This is a genomic window from uncultured Jatrophihabitans sp., assembly GCF_964251945.1.
Taxonomy (GTDB): domain Bacteria; phylum Actinomycetota; class Actinomycetes; order Mycobacteriales; family Jatrophihabitantaceae; genus Jatrophihabitans.
Genome location: NZ_CAXULP010000001.1, coordinates 523,188 through 540,598, shown reverse-complemented (window position 1 = coordinate 540,598; position 17,411 = coordinate 523,188). Strand labels below are relative to the sequence as shown.

At 71.8% G+C, this 17,411-nt stretch carries 16 protein-coding genes; 1 reads left to right on the top strand and 15 read right to left on the bottom strand.

The window, feature by feature from the left end:
- Positions 1-79 precede the first annotated feature (79 nt).
- The 10 genes from ACFFBG_RS02450 to ruvC all read right to left on the bottom strand — a co-directional run bounded on the left by ACFFBG_RS02450 (position 80) and on the right by ruvC (position 11,639).
- Positions 80-2,593, bottom strand: coding sequence for a RelA/SpoT family protein (locus tag ACFFBG_RS02450; protein WP_375476213.1), 2,514 nt, complete (start codon positions 2,591-2,593; stop codon positions 80-82).
- Between the two features lie 135 nt (positions 2,594-2,728).
- Entirely contained in the window at positions 2,729-4,375 is a 1,647-nt protein-coding gene (locus tag ACFFBG_RS02445) for a DUF222 domain-containing protein (RefSeq protein ID WP_375475248.1), read from the bottom strand.
- Positions 4,376-4,444: 69 nt separating this feature from the next.
- Entirely contained in the window at positions 4,445-4,981 is a 537-nt protein-coding gene (locus tag ACFFBG_RS02440) for an adenine phosphoribosyltransferase (protein ID WP_375475246.1), read from the bottom strand.
- Entirely contained in the window at positions 4,978-6,105 is a 1,128-nt protein-coding gene (secF, locus tag ACFFBG_RS02435) for a protein translocase subunit SecF (protein WP_375475244.1), read from the bottom strand. Before secF ends, ACFFBG_RS02440 begins: the two co-directional genes overlap by 4 nt.
- Positions 6,105-8,342 (bottom strand): protein translocase subunit SecD, encoded by a 2,238-nt coding sequence (gene secD, locus ACFFBG_RS02430; protein WP_375475242.1) that lies wholly within the window; start codon positions 8,340-8,342, stop codon positions 6,105-6,107. The genes secF and secD overlap by 1 nt, the downstream gene beginning before the upstream one ends.
- A 145-nt stretch (positions 8,343-8,487) precedes the next feature.
- On the bottom strand, positions 8,488-8,850 hold the full coding sequence (gene yajC, locus ACFFBG_RS02425; protein WP_375475240.1) for a preprotein translocase subunit YajC: 363 nt from the start codon (positions 8,848-8,850) through the stop codon (positions 8,488-8,490).
- A 44-nt stretch (positions 8,851-8,894) separates the two neighbouring features.
- On the bottom strand, positions 8,895-9,935 hold the full coding sequence (ruvB, locus tag ACFFBG_RS02420) for a Holliday junction branch migration DNA helicase RuvB (protein WP_375475238.1): 1,041 nt from the start codon (positions 9,933-9,935) through the stop codon (positions 8,895-8,897).
- Entirely contained in the window at positions 9,932-10,549 is a 618-nt protein-coding gene (gene ruvA, locus ACFFBG_RS02415) for a Holliday junction branch migration protein RuvA (RefSeq protein ID WP_375475236.1), read from the bottom strand. Before ruvA ends, ruvB begins: the two co-directional genes overlap by 4 nt.
- Positions 10,546-11,127: a hypothetical protein gene (locus ACFFBG_RS02410; protein ID WP_375475234.1), complete on the bottom strand. Its 582-nt coding sequence runs from the start codon at positions 11,125-11,127 to the stop codon at positions 10,546-10,548. The genes ruvA and ACFFBG_RS02410 overlap by 4 nt, the downstream gene beginning before the upstream one ends.
- Positions 11,124-11,639, bottom strand: a complete 516-nt coding sequence (gene ruvC, locus ACFFBG_RS02405) for a crossover junction endodeoxyribonuclease RuvC (RefSeq protein WP_375475232.1) — start codon at positions 11,637-11,639, stop codon at positions 11,124-11,126. Before ruvC ends, ACFFBG_RS02410 begins: the two co-directional genes overlap by 4 nt.
- Before the next feature lie 120 nt (positions 11,640-11,759).
- Here ruvC and ACFFBG_RS02400 point away from each other — a divergent pair, with 120 nt between their 5' ends.
- Positions 11,760-12,608: a site-2 protease family protein gene (locus tag ACFFBG_RS02400; RefSeq protein WP_375475230.1), complete on the top strand. Its 849-nt coding sequence runs from the start codon at positions 11,760-11,762 to the stop codon at positions 12,606-12,608.
- A gap of 661 nt (positions 12,609-13,269) precedes the next feature.
- On the opposite strand, the gene ACFFBG_RS02395 is transcribed toward ACFFBG_RS02400, so the two are convergent.
- The 5 genes from ACFFBG_RS02395 to ACFFBG_RS02375 form a co-directional block, all read right to left on the bottom strand.
- Positions 13,270-14,025 carry a YebC/PmpR family DNA-binding transcriptional regulator gene (locus ACFFBG_RS02395; RefSeq protein ID WP_375476211.1) on the bottom strand — a complete coding sequence of 252 codons (756 nt, stop codon included), beginning with the start codon at positions 14,023-14,025 and terminating at the stop codon, positions 13,270-13,272.
- 71 nt (positions 14,026-14,096) lie between these two features.
- Positions 14,097-14,690 carry a pyridoxal 5'-phosphate synthase glutaminase subunit PdxT gene (gene pdxT / locus ACFFBG_RS02390; RefSeq protein WP_375475228.1) on the bottom strand — a complete coding sequence of 198 codons (594 nt, stop codon included), beginning with the start codon at positions 14,688-14,690 and terminating at the stop codon, positions 14,097-14,099.
- Between the two features lie 129 nt (positions 14,691-14,819).
- Positions 14,820-15,710, bottom strand: a complete 891-nt coding sequence (gene pdxS, locus ACFFBG_RS02385; RefSeq protein ID WP_375475226.1) for a pyridoxal 5'-phosphate synthase lyase subunit PdxS — start codon at positions 15,708-15,710, stop codon at positions 14,820-14,822.
- Positions 15,711-15,741: 31 nt separating this feature from the next.
- On the bottom strand, positions 15,742-16,809 hold the full coding sequence (locus ACFFBG_RS02380) for a DUF3048 domain-containing protein (protein WP_375475224.1): 1,068 nt from the start codon (positions 16,807-16,809) through the stop codon (positions 15,742-15,744).
- Positions 16,806-17,411: a hypothetical protein gene (locus ACFFBG_RS02375; protein WP_375475222.1), complete on the bottom strand. Its 606-nt coding sequence runs from the start codon at positions 17,409-17,411 to the stop codon at positions 16,806-16,808. Before ACFFBG_RS02375 ends, ACFFBG_RS02380 begins: the two co-directional genes overlap by 4 nt.

Sequence of the window (17,411 nt, the reverse complement as noted above, 5' to 3'; positions counted from 1 at the left end):
CGGCGACATGTGCCGCGGGGTCCACGGACAGATCCGTTCCTCGGGAGAGGTACTGGCGGGCGAAGCGGGTCTAATCGGCTCAGCCGGGCTGGACGCGGCGGACGTCGTAGACGCCCTGCACGGTGCGGATCGCCCGCAGCAGGCTGTCGAGATGTTTCGCTTCGGCCATCTCGAAAGTGAATCGGCTGCTCGCGACGCGGTCGCGGTTCGTCGACACGTTCGCGGACAGGATGCTGACGCGCTCTTCGGTGAGCATCCGGGTGATGTCGGACAGCAGGCCGTGCCGGTCGAGCGCCTCGACCTGGATCGACACCACGAAACTGGACGTGCCCGACGGCGCCCACTCGACCTCGACGAGGCGCTCCGGCTGCTCCTGCAGCGTGACCGCGTTGGGGCAGGTCGCCAGGTGGACGGACACGCCGCCGCCGCGGGTGACGAAGCCGATGATGTCGTCGTTCGGCACCGGGGTGCAGCACCGCGCGACCTTCACCCACACGTCGCTGACCCCGCGCACCACGACGCCGACGTCCCCGCCGCCGCGCCGTGGCGCCGCAGGCACCTCGACGGACGGGACGATCGCTTCGGAGATGTCCTCCATCGCGCCTTCGGAGCCGCCCAGCTGGGCGACGAGCTTCTGCACGACGGCCTGCGCCGAGACGTGGTTCTCGCCGATCGCCGCGTAGAGCGAGGAGATGTCGGCGTAGTGCATGTCCTGCGCGAGCGTGAGCAGCTGGTCGCCGCCGAGCAGCCGCTGGATCGGCAGCGCCGCCTTGCGCATCGCCTTCGACAGCGCGGTCTTGCCAGCGTCGATGGCGTCCTCGCGGCGTTCACGGGCGAACCACTGGCGGATCTTCGTGCGGGCCCGCGGGGACTTGACGAACTCGAGCCAATCGCGCGAGGGCCCGGCGTTCTCCGCCTTGGAGGTGAACACTTCGACCACGTCGCCGTTCTCGAGCGAGCTCTCCAGAGCGACGAGCTTGCCGTTCACCCGCGCCCCGATACAGCGATGGCCGACCTCGGTGTGCACCGAGTACGCGAAGTCGACCGGCGTCGAGCCGCTGGGCAGGCCGACGATGTCGCCCTTGGGGGTGAAGATGTAGACCTCGTTGGCGCCGAGGTCAAAGCGCAGCGTGTCGAGGAACTCCTCCGGCTCCTGGGCCTCGCGCTGCCAGTCGAGCAGCTGGCGCAGCCAGCCCATGTCGTCGGAGATGCCGCCCGGATCCGCGATCGCGGCGTCCTTGCGCTCCTTGTACTTCCAGTGCGCGGCGATGCCGTACTCGGCGGTGCGGTGCATCGCGTGGGTGCGGATCTGCAGTTCGACCGGCTTGCCGGCCGGACCGATCACCGTGGTGTGCAGCGACTGGTACATGTTGAACTTCGCCATCGCGATGTAGTCCTTGAACCGGCCGGGCACCGGCTGCCAGTTCGCGTGGACGACGCCGAGGGTGGCGTAGCAGTCGCGCTCGGTGTCGACCAGGACGCGGATGCCGACGAGGTCGTAGATGTCGGTGAACTCGCGGCCGCGGACGATCATCTTCTGGTAGATCGAGTAGTAGTGCTTGGGCCGGCCGGTGACCTCGGCCTTGATGCCGCCCTCGCGCAAGTCCTCGTTGATCCGGTCGATGACCTCGCCGAGGTAGGTGTCCCGGCTCGGCGCCCGCTCGGCGACGAGCCGGACGATCTCGTCGTACCGCTTCGGGTAGAGCGTGGCGAACGCGAGATCCTCGAGTTCCCACTTGACCGTGTTCATCCCGAGTCGGTGCGCCAACGGCGCCAGCACCTCGAGCGTCTCGCGGGCCTTGCGCTCCTGCTTCTCCGGCGGCAGGAAGCGCAGCGTGCGCATGTTGTGCAGCCGGTCGGCGAGCTTGATCACCAGCACCCGCGGGTCGCTGGCCATCGCGACGACCATCTTGCGGATGGTCTCGGCCTCGGCGGCCATCCCGTACTTGACTTTGTCGAGCTTGGTGACGCCGTTGACGAGGTGCGCGACGCGATCGCCGAACTGCGCGGTGATGTCCTCGAGCGTCAGGCCGGTGTCCTCTACGGTGTCGTGCAGCAGCGCCGCGATCAGCGTCGTGGTGTCCATGCCGAGCTCGGCGAGGATGGTCGCGACGGCCAGCGGGTGCGTGATGTAGGGATCGCCGCTCTTGCGCAGCTGGCCGCGGTGGCACCGGTCGGCGACGTCGTAGGCCTCTTGCAGCACCTTGGCGTCGGCCTTCGGGTGCGCGCGGCGGTGGCTCTCCAGCAGCGGCTCCAGCACCGGCTTGACAGCCGTCTGCCGGTTCGTGGTGACCAGCCGGCGGGCCAGCCGATCGCGGTAGCGGCGCCGGTGGGTGGGGCTGTCGCCCGCGGCGGCCGGCGGCTTCTCGGCGAGTCTCGTCGAAGGCGAGGGCGGCTTCTCGACGGCCTTGGATTTTGCGGTGGCCGTGGACTCATCGGCGGGCGCGGGCGCGCGCGCCTCAACCGAGGTCGAGGTCGAGGTCGAGGTCGCGCCGGCGGCTGCCGTGTCGTCGGCCCTCTCGTCGGGGGGCTGGGCGGCTTCGGGCGCGCCAGCAACTGCCGTCGCGACGTCCTGCGTCGCGCGTGTGCCGATTTCGGCGCTCACCGACCGCTCCCTTCGCCGCGTCCCCCAGTCTAGGCAGGTCGTGCTGACGACGGCCGTGATCGTCACCCATAGCGCGATCACCTACGGCACGGGCCGAGTCGGTGCGGTGTTCGGTCCGGCGCCTCAGCCGGCCAGCGCGTTGAAGTCGATCTCCGGGAGGTGGTGGGCGGTGTTGCGGACGGGTCTTCGGTGTGGGTCTATCCAGGGCGGCGGGATGCAGTAGGGGACGCCGTCGCGCATGACGATGGCCCACCCTTCGGCTTCGAAGGTGCGGTGATGGTGGGTGCAGAGCAGGCACAGGTTGTCGAGGTCGGTAAGGCCGGCGGGCACCCATGGGATGACGTGGTGGACTTCTGTCCAGGCGGCGGGACGGTCGCAGCCGGGCATAACGCAGCCGCGATCGCGGGCGGCGAGGGCGAGGCGTTGCCCGCGGGTGGCAAGGCGTTTGGCGCGGCCGTAGGCGAGGATGCCGCCGGTGTCGTTGAAGTAGACCGGGATGATCTCGGCGTCCGTGGCTATCGCGAGCAGTTGCCGCAGGGAGATGACGGCGCCGTGTGCGGTGCGGGCGGCCCCGTGGCCGAGGCCAGCCGTCGCGGCGGGCGCGGGTACGGCCGGCCGGATCGGGGTCGGCGCGGTGGTCGGCGTAATCACACTGGCCGGCGTGGTGTTTGGCGCTGATCCGGCGGCGCAGCACGCGGCCGAGGTCCTCGCTCCGGCCGTCTCCGTCTGCACCGGCGCGGCCGCGCCCGTCGGGTCATCCTGTCGGGTCGGCCAACCCCCGCCGGCTCGGCCAGTACGGTCCGCGACGAGGTCGCCGGGGTCGGCGTGGTCGGCGGAGTCAAGGCCGGCCGAGGCGGGGTCGCCGGGGTCGGCGTCAGTCCGGGTGGATTGCTGGGTGAGTTTGGCGAGGTCGGTGAGGCTGGCGAGGGCGAGGATGGTGACGGGGACGCCGCCGGCGGCGGGCAGGTCGCCGGAGCGCAGCAGCCGCAGCAGCGCCTCGTGCAGGGCGTCGTGGCGGCGTTGCCCGGCCGTGCGGGGGTCCGGGATGGGGTTGCCGTCGGCGTCGCAGGTGGGGCGGGGCGCGGACAGCGCGTCGAGCACGGTGTGCAACGCGGCGTGGCAGGCTGCGGTGAGCTCGGCTCGGGACCGACCGGTGCCGTCGGCGTGGTCGATCAAGGTGACGTCACGGCGCCGCTCGGCCTCGTCCTCGCGCGGTTCGCGGCCGTCGGGGTCCAGCCGAGCCAGCAGCAGCTCCCCGGTCCGGGCCAGCGCCTGCGGGTGCTGATGACGGGCGGCTTCGACCAGGAACGCCTCGGCGACCGCGCTCGCCTCCGCCGGCAGGTCGGCAGGGATCCGGTCGAGCACCTTCGTGATCACTGCGGCATGCCCGGCCGCGGAGATCTCCCCCGCGGCGACCGCGGCCGACGCGGCCGGCAGCAGCGGGTCCAGTGGCTGGCCGGACACTGCCCGCCGCGGCCCCAAATCCCGGGCCCGCGCCACCCGGGCTCGTGCTTCGCCCGGGGTGACCCGCAGCCGCCGGGTCAACAGCGCCGCGGTGTCGGTAGCGCCGTACTCCCCGGCGGTGTACCGCTCGCCGAGCTGGGCGACCAGCCGCTGGTCGACCGCCTCCAGCCGGCGCCGCTGCGCCTCCAACTCCGCCAACGCCTCGACCAGCTCCACCGAGCTCGGGCTGGTCAAGGGTGCGGCGAGCAGCTCGTCCACGACCGCGCGCAGATCGCGCGCCGCGTCGAGGAGACAGCCCGTACCCATACCTCAGATTTTAGAACGGGGGTACGACAAAACCCGGAGCTCAGACGAGCCAGACAGAAACCAGCCAAGTCAGACGGTGGCGAGCACGGTCAGCGGCACAGTGCCGCCCACCGTGGCGCGCCCGTCGAGCGCGGCCAGTTCGACGATCACGCCGATCCCGGTGATCGTCGCGCCCGCGTCGGCGAGCAGGTCCGCCGCGGCGCGCAGCGTGCCTCCGGTCGCCAGCACGTCGTCGACGAGCAGCACCCGCCGGCCGTCGAGCACGCCGACAGGCGCCTCGATCTCGGCGCTGCCGTACTCCAGGTCGTAGCGACGGCGGATGGTCGGCGGCGGCAGCTTCCCCGCTTTGCGCACCGGCACCAGGCCGCAGCCCAGCTGGCAGGCGAGCGCGCCGGCAAGCAGAAAGCCGCGGGCCTCCACGCCGGCGACGAGGTCGATCTCGTTGTCGTCGCCTGCCGCCGCCGCGAGCGCCTCGATCACCGCGGCGAAGGCGGCGCCGTCCGCCAGCAGGGGCGCGATGTCCTTAAACAGGATCCCGGGTTTCGGGAAGTCGGGAACGTCGCGCAGCAGCCCGGAGATCCGCTCGGCGAGCTGAACATCGCTCACCGGCGCCGCCGTGGCCGGTTCGCCGGCCGGTTCGCCGGCCGGGCGCCCGCCTTCGGCGCCGGCGCCGGACCGCCGCGCTGCGCCGCCGTGGTCCGGCCGCCGGCACCGGCAACCGCCAGGTCGTCGTCTGCCGCGCGCTTGGCGTCGCTGGCCCGCTTGGCCGCAACCCGCTTCGTCAGCGCCTTGTACCGCGGGTCGCGCTCGGTCAGGTCGACGACGATCGGCGTCGCCAGGAACAGCGAGGAATACGCGCCGGAGGCGAGGCCGACGAACAGGATGAGCGCAAGGTCCTTGATCGTGCCGACGCCGAGGATGCCTGCCCCGACGAACAGCAGCCCGGCGACCGGCAACAGGCCGATCAGCGAGGTGTTGATCGAGCGCATCAGCGTCTGGTTCACCGCGAGGTTCGCGGCCTCGGAGAACGTCGTCCGGGTGCCGGCCAGAATGTTCTTCGCGTTCTCGCCGACCTTGTCGTAGACGACGACCGTGTCGTAGAGCGAAAAGCCGAGGATGGTCAGCAGCCCGACGACCGTCGACGGCGTCACCTCGAAGCCGACGACCGAGTACACCCCCGCCGCCAGGACGAGGTCGTGCAGCAGCGCAAGGATCCCGCCGATCGCCATTCGCCATTGGAAGCGCAGCGAGATGTAGATCGACACCACAATCAAGAAGATGATCAGACCCTCGAGCGCCTTCACGGTGATGTCGTGGCCCCAGCTCGAACTCACCGAGTCGACGGAGATCGAGTTGTCGGCGTTGATGCCGAGTGTCTTCGACACGCGATCCTGGAGATCTTGCGACTCTTTCGTCGGGATTTCCTTGATCCGTACGACGATCTGCTTGGTGCTGCCCGAGCCGACCACCTGCGGCGGCTCGGACGGGGTCCTGCCCGCGTCGGAGAATGCGTTGTTCACCTTGTCGGCGGTGAGCGAGGTGCCGGCGGCCTTGATCTGGAACTGCGTGCCGCCGCTGAACTCGACGCCGTAGGAGAAGCCGCGCACCACGAAGCTGATCACGCAGATCAACAGCAGCACGGCGGAGGCGAGGTACCACCGCCGCCGGTTGCCGATGAAGTTGATCCGCGTCTCGCCGCGGTACAGCCGGCGGATGCCGTTCGCGGCCATCAGCGCGTCCCCCCGTCGTCCTTGCGGTTTCCGCCGCGCTGCTCGCGCAGCCGGGCCCGGCGCGCGGCTGCGCGCTCTGCCGCGCTGCCCGGATCAGGCGTGCTGCGGACGCGCGTAGGCGCGCCGTCGGCGTTCTCGCCATCGACGTCGTCGCGATCGGTGTCGAGATCGGCCTCGGTGTCGATCTCGGGGTCGATGTCGGTGATCCGGTCCGTCTTGGTCAACGGGACGGGCTCGGTCGCGACGTCCGGGGCCGGGCCTTCCGGCAGGGCGGTGCCGGTCTTTCGTCCGCGAGCTGGGCGAGCCGGCCGGGTCCGCGCCGGCTCGACGTCAATGGTCGCGATGCCGCCGACGCGCACCGAGTCCAGCCCGGTGAACCGCGCGGAGCCGAACGCGCGGCTGCGCGACAGCACCGACACAATCGGGTGGGTGAACAGGAACACCACGACCAGGTCGAGGATCGTCGACAGGCCGAGGGTGAACGCGAAGCCCTTCACGTCGCCGGCCGCGAAGAAATACAGGATCGCGGCGGCAAGGAACGACACCGTGTCCGCCGACAGGATCGTGCGCCGCGCGCGCGACCAGGCCCGAGGCACGGCGACTCGCACCGATCGGCCTTCGTGCACCTCGTCCTTGATGCGCTCGAAGAACACGACGAAGGAGTCCGCGGTGATGCCGACCGCGACGATGAAGCCGGCGATGCCGGCAAGGCTGAGGGTGAACCCGATCTGGGTGCCGAGCAGCACGAGCATGGCGTACGTCAACGCGCCGGAGACCAGCAGCGACGCGATCGTCACCAGCCCGAGCGCCCGATAGTAGAAAAGCGAGTACAGCACGACCAGGATCAGCCCGATGCCGCCGGCGAGCAGCCCGGCCTTCAGCTGCGAGCTGCCGAGCGTCGCGGAAATCGACTGCGCCTGCTGGGCGGAGAAGCTCAGCGGCAACGCGCCGTACTGCAGCTGCCGGGCGAGGTCGGTGGCCGAGCTCTGGGTGAAGTTGCCGCTGATTTGAGTGGCCTGGCCGTTGATCGCGTTCTCGTTGTACGGCGCGGACACGACCTGGCCGTCCAGGGTGAACGCGACGAAGTCGGCGCATGGCACGGTGGCGTCGCCACAGGTGGTCGGGCTCGGCTGCGCGTTGCCCAGCCCGCTGACGTTGTGCGCACCGGTGTAGCTGGCCCAGGCCGCGCTGCCGGAGTCCTTGAGCGTCAGCTGCACGGTGTACTCGGTGCCGCCGTTGCTGGTGTTCGGCGCCAGCGCGCTCGCGGTGTCGATCTGGCTGCCGGGCACGATGACCGGGCCGAGCAGATAGACCAGCCCGCTCGACGGTTCGCAGGCGACGTAGTAGTCGTTGCGAGGGTCCGGCGCGGACTGGCTGGCCGCGCAGTCGTAGGACGAGAGCGCGGCCTGCGCCTGCTGGGCGATGGTGGCCGACAGCCCGTTGGCCTTGTACACACCGGTGGCGGTGGGCAGCTTCACGGCTTTTTTCAGCTGCGCGACGGAGCTGATCGTGCACTTCGGGATCGCGGTGGAGCTGGCGGTCGGCGAGGTGGTGCCGGTCGCTGCGGGGCTGCCGGTCGCCGCGGGCGTGCCGGTCGCCGCAGGGGTGCCGGTCGCCGCAGGGGTGCCGGTCGGTGCGGCGGTCCCGGTCGCCTTCGCGGTCGTCTTGACCGTGCTGCTGGGCGCGGCCAGCGGGCTGTCGCTGGCGTCATTGGGGCTGACCCCGGTGGAACCGGCGGCCGCCGGGGTGGTCTTCGCCGCGCTGCTCGGCGCGTTCGAGGCGCCGGAGGACGCCGCCGCGCTGCTCGGCGCGCTCGAGACGCCGCTCGCGGTCGTACCGGTTGGCGGGCAACCGATCTGCGCGGCCGGGGCGACGACGCCGCGGAAGTTCAGCACGGCGGCAGCGCCGAGGTTGCGGACATCCTTGCTGGTGCCGCCAGGGATCGACACCACGATCTGGTCGCTGCCCTGGATCACCACGGTGGCCTCGGTGACGCCGGAGCCGTTGACCCGCTGCTCCATGATGTCTTTCGCCTGGGACATCGCCGCCGAGCTGGGCGTCTTCCCGTGCGGCGCGCGCGCCTGGAAGATGACCTGCTGGCCACCGACGAGATCCAGGCCGAGCTTCGGCGTGTGCCGGTTGCCGGGCAGGAAGACGATCAGGTAGAGGACAGCCAGCGCCGCGGCGAGGGCGAGGAAGTAACGGCCCACTCGCGGGGTTCCGGGGGGTGGTGCCACGGGGCGGTTCTCCTCGGTACGTCTTGTCTCGGGTCGATCGCGGGCGATCCGCGGCCGGTGTGCTGCGCCCCGCAAAGCCCGTCCGGGCCGCAGGACAGTATGACCGACGCCGCCGGATAAGCCGACGACCGCGCCCGGCGGGCGCTCAGGAGGCGGTCGTGCCCCCGTTGTCGGCGCTGTCGGCGTTGCCCGCCGCGGCCTCGTCTGGTCGAGCCTTATCTGCTTCTGCCGGGCGGTACTGGTTGGGCAGCGACGCGATGTCGCGCAGCGCCGCGAAGGCCCACTTGACCTCGACGCCGGGGGCGATCGACAGCAACACCGTGTCGTCGTCCTCGTCGTGGGAGACCACCGTGCCGTAGAGACCGGACGTCGTCATCACCTCGGCCCCGACCACAATGGCCGCCGAGCGCGCCACCTGAGCCTCCGCCTGCTTGCGGCGGGCGCGGCCGGAGAAGGCGAGCAGGCCGAGCACGATGACCACGAACCCGATGATCGGTAGGTAATTCACGACAGCAGCCAGGCCTCGACGTCGACGGCAGGTACTCGGCGAGCCTACGCGTCGAACAAGGTGGGGCCGCCCGGCGAGGCTGCGGGCGGGGTCAGTCCCAGGTGCGTCCAGGCAGCCGATGTCGCGACTCGGCCGCGGGGTGTGCGGGCCAGCAACCCGGCCCGCACCAGGAACGGCTCGGCGACCTCCTCGACCGTCTCGGTCTCCTCGCCGACCGCGACAGCGAGCGTCCCGACGCCCACCGGACCGCCGCCGAAGCGGCGCACCAGCGCTTCGAGCACCGCGCGGTCCAGGCGGTCCAGGCCCAGGTCGTCGACGTCGTAGACCGCAAGCGCCGCGCGCGCGGCCGCCTCGTCGACCACCCCGTGCGCGCGCACCTCGGCCCAGTCGCGCACCCGGCGCAGCAGCCGGTTCGCGATGCGCGGCGTGCCGCGCGAACGGCCCGCGATCTCGACCGCGCCGTCCGTGCGCAGGTCCACGTCGAGCACCTCGGCCGATCGGCGCAGCACGCGCTCGAGATCGGGCGCGTCGTAGAAGTCCATGTGCGCGGTGAAGCCAAACCGGTCGCGCAGCGGCCCGGTGAGCAGACCGGCGCGGGTCGTGGCGCCGACCAGCGTGAACGGCGCGAGATCGAGCGGGATCGCCGTCGCGCCGGCGCCCTTGCCGACGACGACGTCAACCCGAAAGTCCTCCATCGCCATGTAGAGCAGCTCCTCCGCGGGCCGGGCGATGCGGTGGATCTCGTCGATGAACAGCACCTCGCCGTCGCCGAGGCTGGTCAGCAGGGCCGCGAGGTCGCCGGCGCGCTCGATGGCCGGGCCGCTCGTCACGCGGATCGCGGCGCCCAGCTCGGCCGCGATGATCATGGCCAGGCTCGTCTTGCCGAGGCCGGGCGGCCCGGACAGCAACACGTGGTCCGGCGGGCGCCCGCGCCGCAGCGCGCTTTCCAGCACGACCTGCAGCTGCTCGCGGACTTTCGGCTGGCCGACGAACTCGGCGAGCCGCTTGGGACGAAGCGACGCCTCGACGTCGCGCTCGTCCGGGACGAGGGCGGGATCGGCGAGATCCTCGACCGGCTCGGTCATCGGGTGCGGCCCAGCAGTTGAATGCTGCGGCGCAGCAGCGCGGGCACGTCCGGCGCGGCGCCGTCGGCGAGGTCCGCGGCGACGACGTCGATCGCCTCGACTGCTTCTCTGCCGGAGAAGCCGAGACCGGCCAGCGCGTGCGTCAGCTGGTCGCGCCACGGCGCGACGGCCGCCACGCCCGGACCCGGCACGACCGCGGTGTCCGAGCCGTCGATCGCGCCGATCCGGTCGCGCAGCTCGAGCACGATCCGTTCGGCGCCCTTGCGCCCGATGCCAGGCACCCTCGTGAGGGTGGTGAAGTCGGCGGTCGCGATCGCCCGGCGCAGCTCGCGCGGCGGATGGACGGCGAGCATCGTCTGGGCCAGCTTCGGGCCGACGCCGTTCGCGGTCTGCAGCAGTTCGAACAGCGCCCGCTCGTCGTCGTCGGCGAAGCCGTACAGGGTGAGCGAGTCCTCGCGGACGACCAGGCTGGTCGCGAGCCGCGCGCCCTCCCCCACCCGCAGCCGGGCCAGGGTGCCGGGCGAGCAGGACACCGCGAGCCCGATGCCGCCGATCTCGACGACGGCGCCGTCCGGGCCGAGCGCGGCGACAACTCCGCGGACGCTGGCGATCACGGGGTTTCCCCCGGGCGCTGCGTCCGCTGGCGACCCTGCGCGGCAGCGAGCGCGACACGCGACTGCTCCCGTTCCGGATCCGGCAGCTCGAGGGCGTCGCGGATCGCGAGCGCCCGGGCGAAATGGGCGCCGGCGTCGGCCCAGTGGCCCTGGGCGAAGTCATTCAAGCCGGCCTGCTGATGGGTGAAGGCTTCGATCACCGGCCCGAACTGGCCGGCGGCGGCGAGCAGCTCGGTGACCAGCACGGTGGAGTCGGCGAACTCCCCGCGCTGCTGGTGGACGTGCGCGAGCCGGAGCCGGGCGAGGTGCTGCTGGGCGGGCGTGCCGGCGATCTCGGCGCGGTCGACGGCCGCGTTGGCCTCGTTCAGCGCCCGGTCGAGCTCGCCGATGCCCCGCAGCAGGTCGGTCAGCTCGCCGCGGGCCAGCAGCTCGGCGATCTCGTCGGGGGCAGCGCGCAACTCGACGTGCAGGTGGTCGATTCGCGCGGCGACGGCGGCCGCATCCGGATACACCTCGCGCAGGGTGTCCGGGTCATACGCAGGCTGCAGCGGCGCGTCCGGCGCGGTCGGGTCGCTCACCGCCGCACCTGCTCGACGGCGGCGGCCAGCCGCCGCTGGGCGCCGCCGCGCCAGACCTGGCAGATGGCGATCGCGAGCGCGTCCGCGGCGTCGGCCGGCCGGGGGGCCTCGGCGAGGCGCAGCAGCCGGGTGACCATCGTCGCGACCTGGTCCTTGCCGGCGGCGCCGGAGCCGGTCACGGCGGCCTTGACCTCACTCGGGGTGTGCAGCGCGATCGGCAGCCCGGCCCGGGTGGCGGCCACGATCGCCAGGCCGGCGACCTGGGCGGTGCCCATCACCGTGCGCACGTTGTGCTGGCTGAAGACCCGTTCGACCGCGACGACGTCCGGCCGGCATGACGCGATGGCGGCCGAGAGCGCGTCGGCTTGCGCGAGGAGCCGCTCGCCGATGTCGGCCTCCGCAGGCGTGCGGACGACTTCGACGTGCACGAGCGTCAGCGGGCGGCCGGGGCTGCCGTCGACCACGCCGATTCCGCACCGGGTCATCCCGGGGTCGACGCCCAGCACGCGCACCTGCTGCCCCTGACGTTGGTGTCTACTCGAACGGTCGTTCGAGGCAGCCTATGGCGTGCCTGGCGCGTCGCCAGGGAAGATGAGAAGGCAACACGCCGACGCTGCGTACCGTCTGATCTCGTGTCCGTCTACGACCTGGGTTCGTTCAAGGGCGGCCGCCCGCGGCGCGGGCGCGCCGTCCGGCCGAGCCCGCTGTTCCTGGCCGTGCTGGCGATCACCGCAGCCGGCGGGCTGCTCGCGTGGTTCACCGACGGTGTCGGCTCACGGCTGGGCGACTTCGGCGTGTGCGTCCTGGTGCTGGGCGGCTGGATCACGTCGGTGTGCCTGCACGAGTTCGCGCACGCCTACGCCGCCTACCGCGCGGGCGACCGGGCGGTCGAGACGCGCGGCTACCTGACGCTGAACCCATTCAAGTACACCCACCCGGTGCTGTCGATCTTTCTGCCGGTGGTGGCGATCCTCGCCGGCGGGTTCGGGCTGCCCGGCGGCGCGGTGTACCTGCACCGGCATCAGTTCCGCAGCCGCGCGATGCTCAGCCTGGCCGCGGCGGTGGGGCCGGCGGTGAACCTGGTGCTCGCCTTGGTGCTGGGCCTCGTCGCCCGGGCGCATTCGGCGAGCGTCGGCCAGCTGTTCACCGGCGGGTCGGACAGCCACGCCCGGTTCTGGGCCGGGCTGGCGTTCCTCGCTTTCCTGCAGGCCACCGCGGCAGTGCTCAACCTGCTGCCGGTGCCCGGGCTCGACGGCTATTCGATCATCGAGCCCTACCTCGACCCGCAGACCCAGGCCGTCGGCGAGAAGGTCAAGCCGTGGGGCCTGCTCGGCGTGCTGGTGCTGCTCTACGCCGCCCAGCCGATCCGTGACGAGTTCATCGACCTCGTCTACAAGCTGTACCGGGTGCTCGGCGGCGACAGCCGGCTGTCCGAGTTCGGCTACGCGTTCTTCCGGTTCTGGGCCAAGCAGCCCTTCTGAGCCTGATTCTCGACCGATGCCGCCCACTCGACGCGCCGCCCTGCTCGGCGGACTCGCCATTGTCGGCGGACTCGCCGGAGTCGGCGGACTGGCCGGCTGCGGGTCGGACGACTCGCTCGCCACGAGCCTGCAGACCGGGTCGTTCATCTCCCGCAAGCGCGGCGGCGCGCGGACCGGTTGGGCCGTGCTTCGTCCGCACGGCTCGGAACACGCCCGGCTGCCGGTGCTCGTCGCGCTGCACGGCCGGGGCGGCGATCACACCGACGCCTATCGCAGCGTCCACCTCGACCGCGCGCTCGCAGCGTGGGTGCACGCCGGCGGCGCGCCGTTCGCGATCGCGTCGGTGGACGGCGGCGACCACGAATACTGGCATCCGCGGCAAACCACCGACGCCGCCGGCATGGTCGTCGACGAGTTCCTGCCGCTGCTCGGCCGGCAGAACTTGGACGTGGCGCGGATCGGCCTGCTCGGCTGGTCGATGGGCGGCTACGGCGCGCTGTACCTGGCCGGGCGGCCACGACGGCGCGTACTGGGCGGCGCAAGCGCCCGCGCAGCTGCGGTTTGTCGGGCGCCGCCTGACCTGACGTGCGCCCGAGCTGTCCTCGCCACACCGGGCTCCCGCCCGACGACACGCGGACAACTTGGTGAGAGGCGGCGGCGCTTACTCGGCGCCGACAGCCTCGAGCACCTCGTCGCTGACGTCGAAGTTCGCGTAGACGTTCTGCACGTCGTCGAGGTCCTCGAGCGCGTCGATCAGCCTGAGCACCTTGCGCGCGCCGTCCTCGTCGAGCGGGACCTGCAGGGTGGGCAGGAAGGACTGGTCCGCCGACTCGTACTCGATGCCGGCGCTCTGCAGCGCGGTGCGGACCGGGACGAGGTCAGTGGGCTCGCAGACCACCTCGAAGGCCTCCCCGAGGTCGTTGACCTCTTCCGCGCCGGCGTCGAGCACCGCGAGCAGCACGTCGTCCTCGGCCTGGCCGTTCTTGGGCACCAGCACGACGCCCTTGCGGTTGAACAGGTAGGCCACCGAGCCCGGATCGGCGAGCGAGCCGCCGCTGCGGGTCATCGCGGTGCGGACCTCCATGGCGGCGCGGTTGCGATTGTCGGTGAGGCACTCGACGAGCAGTGCCACGCCGCTGGCCCCGTAGCCCTCGTACATGATCGTCTGCCAGTCGGCGCCGCCCGCCTCGGCGCCGGACCCGCGCTTGACGGCGCGGTCGATGTTGTCGATGGGGACGGAATTCTTGCGCGCCTTCTGCACGGCGTCGTACAGCGTCGGGTTGCCGTCGACGTCGCCGCCGCCCATCCGCGCCGCGACTTCGATGTTCTTGATCAGCTTGGCGAACAGCTTGCCGCGTTTGGCGTCCTTGGCGGCCTTTTGGTGCTTGGTCGTCGCCCATTTGGAGTGGCCGCTCACAGCTGTGTCTCCCATTCCAGCGATGTTTCGTCGGCCCCGATCCTAGCTCCGGCGAGCGCGCACCCGCCGCCTCAGCGTCCGGCGACGATCCGGGTGAACATCTCGTGCACCCGGATGTCGCCGGTGACCTCGGGATGGAACGACGTCGCCAGCAACGGCCCCTGCCGGACCGCCACGACGTGCCCGGCAGCTGTCGTGGCCAGCGGCGTCGCGGCCGGCCCGACCTCCTGCACCCACGGCGCCCGGATGAACACCGCGCGCACCGGCGCGCCCGCGACGCCGTCGACCTCGAGGTCCTCCTCGAAGGAGTCGACCTGCCGGCCGAAAGCGTTGCGGCGCACGGTGATGTCCAGGCCGCCGAGCGTCGCCTCGAGCGGCGAGCCGCCGGCGTCCACCCGGTCGGCCAGCAGGATCATGCCGGCGCACGAGCCGTAGACCGGCAGGCCCTCGGCGATGCGCTCGCGCAGCGGCTCGAGCAGCTCGAACGCCCGCGCCAGCTTGATCATCGTCGTGGACTCGCCGCCGGGCAGGACCAGCCCGTCGACGCCCGCGAGCTCGGCCGGCCGGCGCACCGGCGCCGCCTGCGCGCCGGCCGCCGCCAACGCCAACAGGTGCTCGCGGACATCGCCCTGCAGCGCGAACACGCCGATTCTCGGGGGGGTCACCACATCAACGCCAACCCGCGAGTTGTCCTCGCTTGCTCGGCGCGCAGACCGACCAAGCGAGGACAACTCGCCGGAGAATGCGACGACGACCTGCCGACGACGGCGGAGACAACTCGAGGAGGGTGCGTGCTACCAGCCGCGCTCGGCGAGGCGGTGCGGCTGCGGGACGTCCTCGACGTTGATGCCGACCATCGCCTCGCCGAGGCCGCGGGAGACCTTAGCGATGACGTCCGGGTCGTCGAAGAACGTCGTCGCCTTGACGATCGCCTCGGCGCGCTGCGCCGGGTTGCCGGATTTGAAGATGCCGGAGCCGACGAACACGCCCTCGGCGCCCAGCTGCATCATCATCGCGGCGTCGGCGGGGGTCGCGATGCCGCCGGCGGTGAACAGCACGACCGGCAGCTTGCCGGCGCGCGCGACCTCGGCGACCAGCTCGTACGGCGCCTGCAGCTCCTTCGCGGCGACGAACAGCTCGTCCTCCGGCAAGTTCTGCAGCCGGCGGATCTCGGCTCGGATCGCCCGCATGTGCGTCGTGGCGTTCGAGACGTCGCCGGTGCCGGCCTCACCCTTCGAGCGGATCATCGCCGCGCCCTCGGTGAGCCGCCGCAGCGCCTCGCCCAGGTTGGTCGCGCCGCAAACGAAGGGCACCGTGAACGCCCACTTGTCGATGTGGTTGGCGTAGTCGGCGGGGGTCAGCACCTCCGACTCGTCGATGTAGTCGACGCCGAGCGACTGCAGCACCTGCGCCTCGACGAAGTGCCCGATGCGGGCCTTCGCCATGACCGGGATCGAGACGGCGGAGATGATGCGCTCGATCATGTCCGGATCGCTCATCCGCGACACGCCGCCCTGGGCGCGGATGTCGGCCGGCACCCGCTCGAGCGCCATGACGGCCACCGCGCCGGCGTCCTCGGCGATCGTCGCCTGCTCGGCGGTGACGACATCCATGATGACGCCGCCCTTGAGCATCTCGGCCATTCCGCGCTTGACGCGCGCCGTTCCCACGTTCTGTTCCGACATGCCGGCAATTCTACGGCCGGGCGCGAAAGCCTCAGCCCTGCAGCGGCGCGCCCCTGGTCGCCAGCACCACCCAGGTGTTGCCCGGGTTCAGCGGGAGCGGCTTGCCGGCCGCGGTGAGCAACGCCGTGCCGGCCGACGCCGTGGGCCGCGACCACGTGCCGTCGACGCGCCTGGCCTGACGGAAGACCGCCACCTTTCCTTTGCCGACGGTGTAGGTGAACTGCGAGGGGTTGCCGTTCACATCGGTGTCGGCGGGGTGCGCGACGACCCGGCAGAACTGCACGATCACGTTCGTCGCGGACACCAGCGACCCGTCTGCCGCGTGCTGGGCGACGCCGTCGATGTACCGCACATATTTCTTGATCTTGGGGTTCCACTTGAACTGGACGCTGGTGCCGCCGCGGTTCGAGCCGGTGACGACGGTGCGCAGGTTCGTGCCGACCTGGGTCGTCAGCCCGGCCAGGCTGGGGCTGAAGGTCCACCCGTTGCTGCGCGGGCGGTTCGTCTTCGTCCTCTTCGCCACCTGCGCGAGATTGAGCGCCAGGTTGATGTAGCCGTGGTCGCCCGCGTGCGGCGCGCGGAAGTAGTAAGCGGCGCCGGCGTCGTTGCTCCAGCTCGTGATGCCGGACTTGCGCACCCGCGGCAGCGAGTCGTGCGCGCCGCCGGAGTAGGCCTCGGTGATCTTGCCGTATTGCAGCAGCAGATCCGGGTCGCTGGGCCGGGTCGAACGCACATAGCCGACCTTCTTCGGCATATGCGTGGCGAAGACGGCGGCGAGCCGGGTCAGGCCGCCCTCGACCGCCTCGATGTAGACGATGTCAGCCTGGTCGATCGCGACCTGCGGCCGGCCCGGCTCGGTGTCGTCGATCTTGACCGCGATCACCGGATTCCGCGGGACCGGCCCGACGCCGGTGAACGGGTTCTTCGGCGCCGGCTTGGCCGGCGCGGCCGTCGTCGCCGGCACGGACGACGAGGTGACGGGGACCGACGAGGTCGCGCTCGCCTTCTTCGCGCTGTCGCTCGTGCAGGCTGCGGCGAACAGCGCGAGCACGGCGAGCGAGGCTGCGGCCGTGCTCCGGGCACCGGGCGAGCTGATCATGGGGCGTCCTTGTCGATCGAGGGCGGGACAGAGCTGGGCGTGCCGGGCGTGCTGGGCGTGCTGGGCGTGCGCTCGCCGGGGTGTGGCGGCACGGTGTCGTCGATGTCGAAGAACTCGGGCAGCCCCCGCCGGCCAGCGAGATGCAGCAGACGGGGCATGCGCCGCGCGCGCAGCGACCGGGTGTCGCGGACCGCGTCATTGTAGAAACGCCGGGCGATCAGCACCCGCACGGAGGCCTCCTGCAGCTCGTCCGCGGCGGCCGCGCTCAGCTGCCATCCGCCGCCCGCCAGCTCGGCGACCGCCCGGCCCACCGCGTTCTCCGCGCGCTCCCGGCCGGCGTCCTCGACCGACCCGGGCAGGTCGAGCGCCGCCTGGGCGACCGAGTCGAACTGGCCGCGCTCGTCAGCCGGCAGCGGGCTGTCCGGCGCCTGCGCCACGTGCTGCAAGGCGGCGGCGCGGCGCACCAGCTGGGCGTCCATGGCCGCCTGAGCGGCGTCGACCCGAGCGTGCAGCCGGTCCAGGCGGGTCAAGGTGAACGTGATCCAGGTGGTCAGCACGACCGCCACGAGCACGGCGAGCACGAGCCAGACCACAGACAGCAC

Excerpts from the sequence above, each read along its gene's own strand:
- ACFFBG_RS02445 (WP_375475248.1), bottom strand. The coding sequence starts at position 4,375 with ATGGGTACGGGCTGTCTCCTCGACGCGGCGCGCGATCTGCGCGCGGTC.
- secF (WP_375475244.1), bottom strand. The coding sequence starts at position 6,105 with ATGGCCGCGAACGGCATCCGCCGGCTGTACCGCGGCGAGACGCGGATC.
- ruvB (WP_375475238.1), bottom strand. The coding sequence starts at position 9,935 with ATGACCGAGCCGGTCGAGGATCTCGCCGATCCCGCCCTCGTCCCGGAC.
- pdxS (WP_375475226.1), bottom strand. The coding sequence starts at position 15,710 with ATGTCGGAACAGAACGTGGGAACGGCGCGCGTCAAGCGCGGAATGGCC.
- ACFFBG_RS02380 (WP_375475224.1), bottom strand. The coding sequence starts at position 16,809 with ATGATCAGCTCGCCCGGTGCCCGGAGCACGGCCGCAGCCTCGCTCGCC.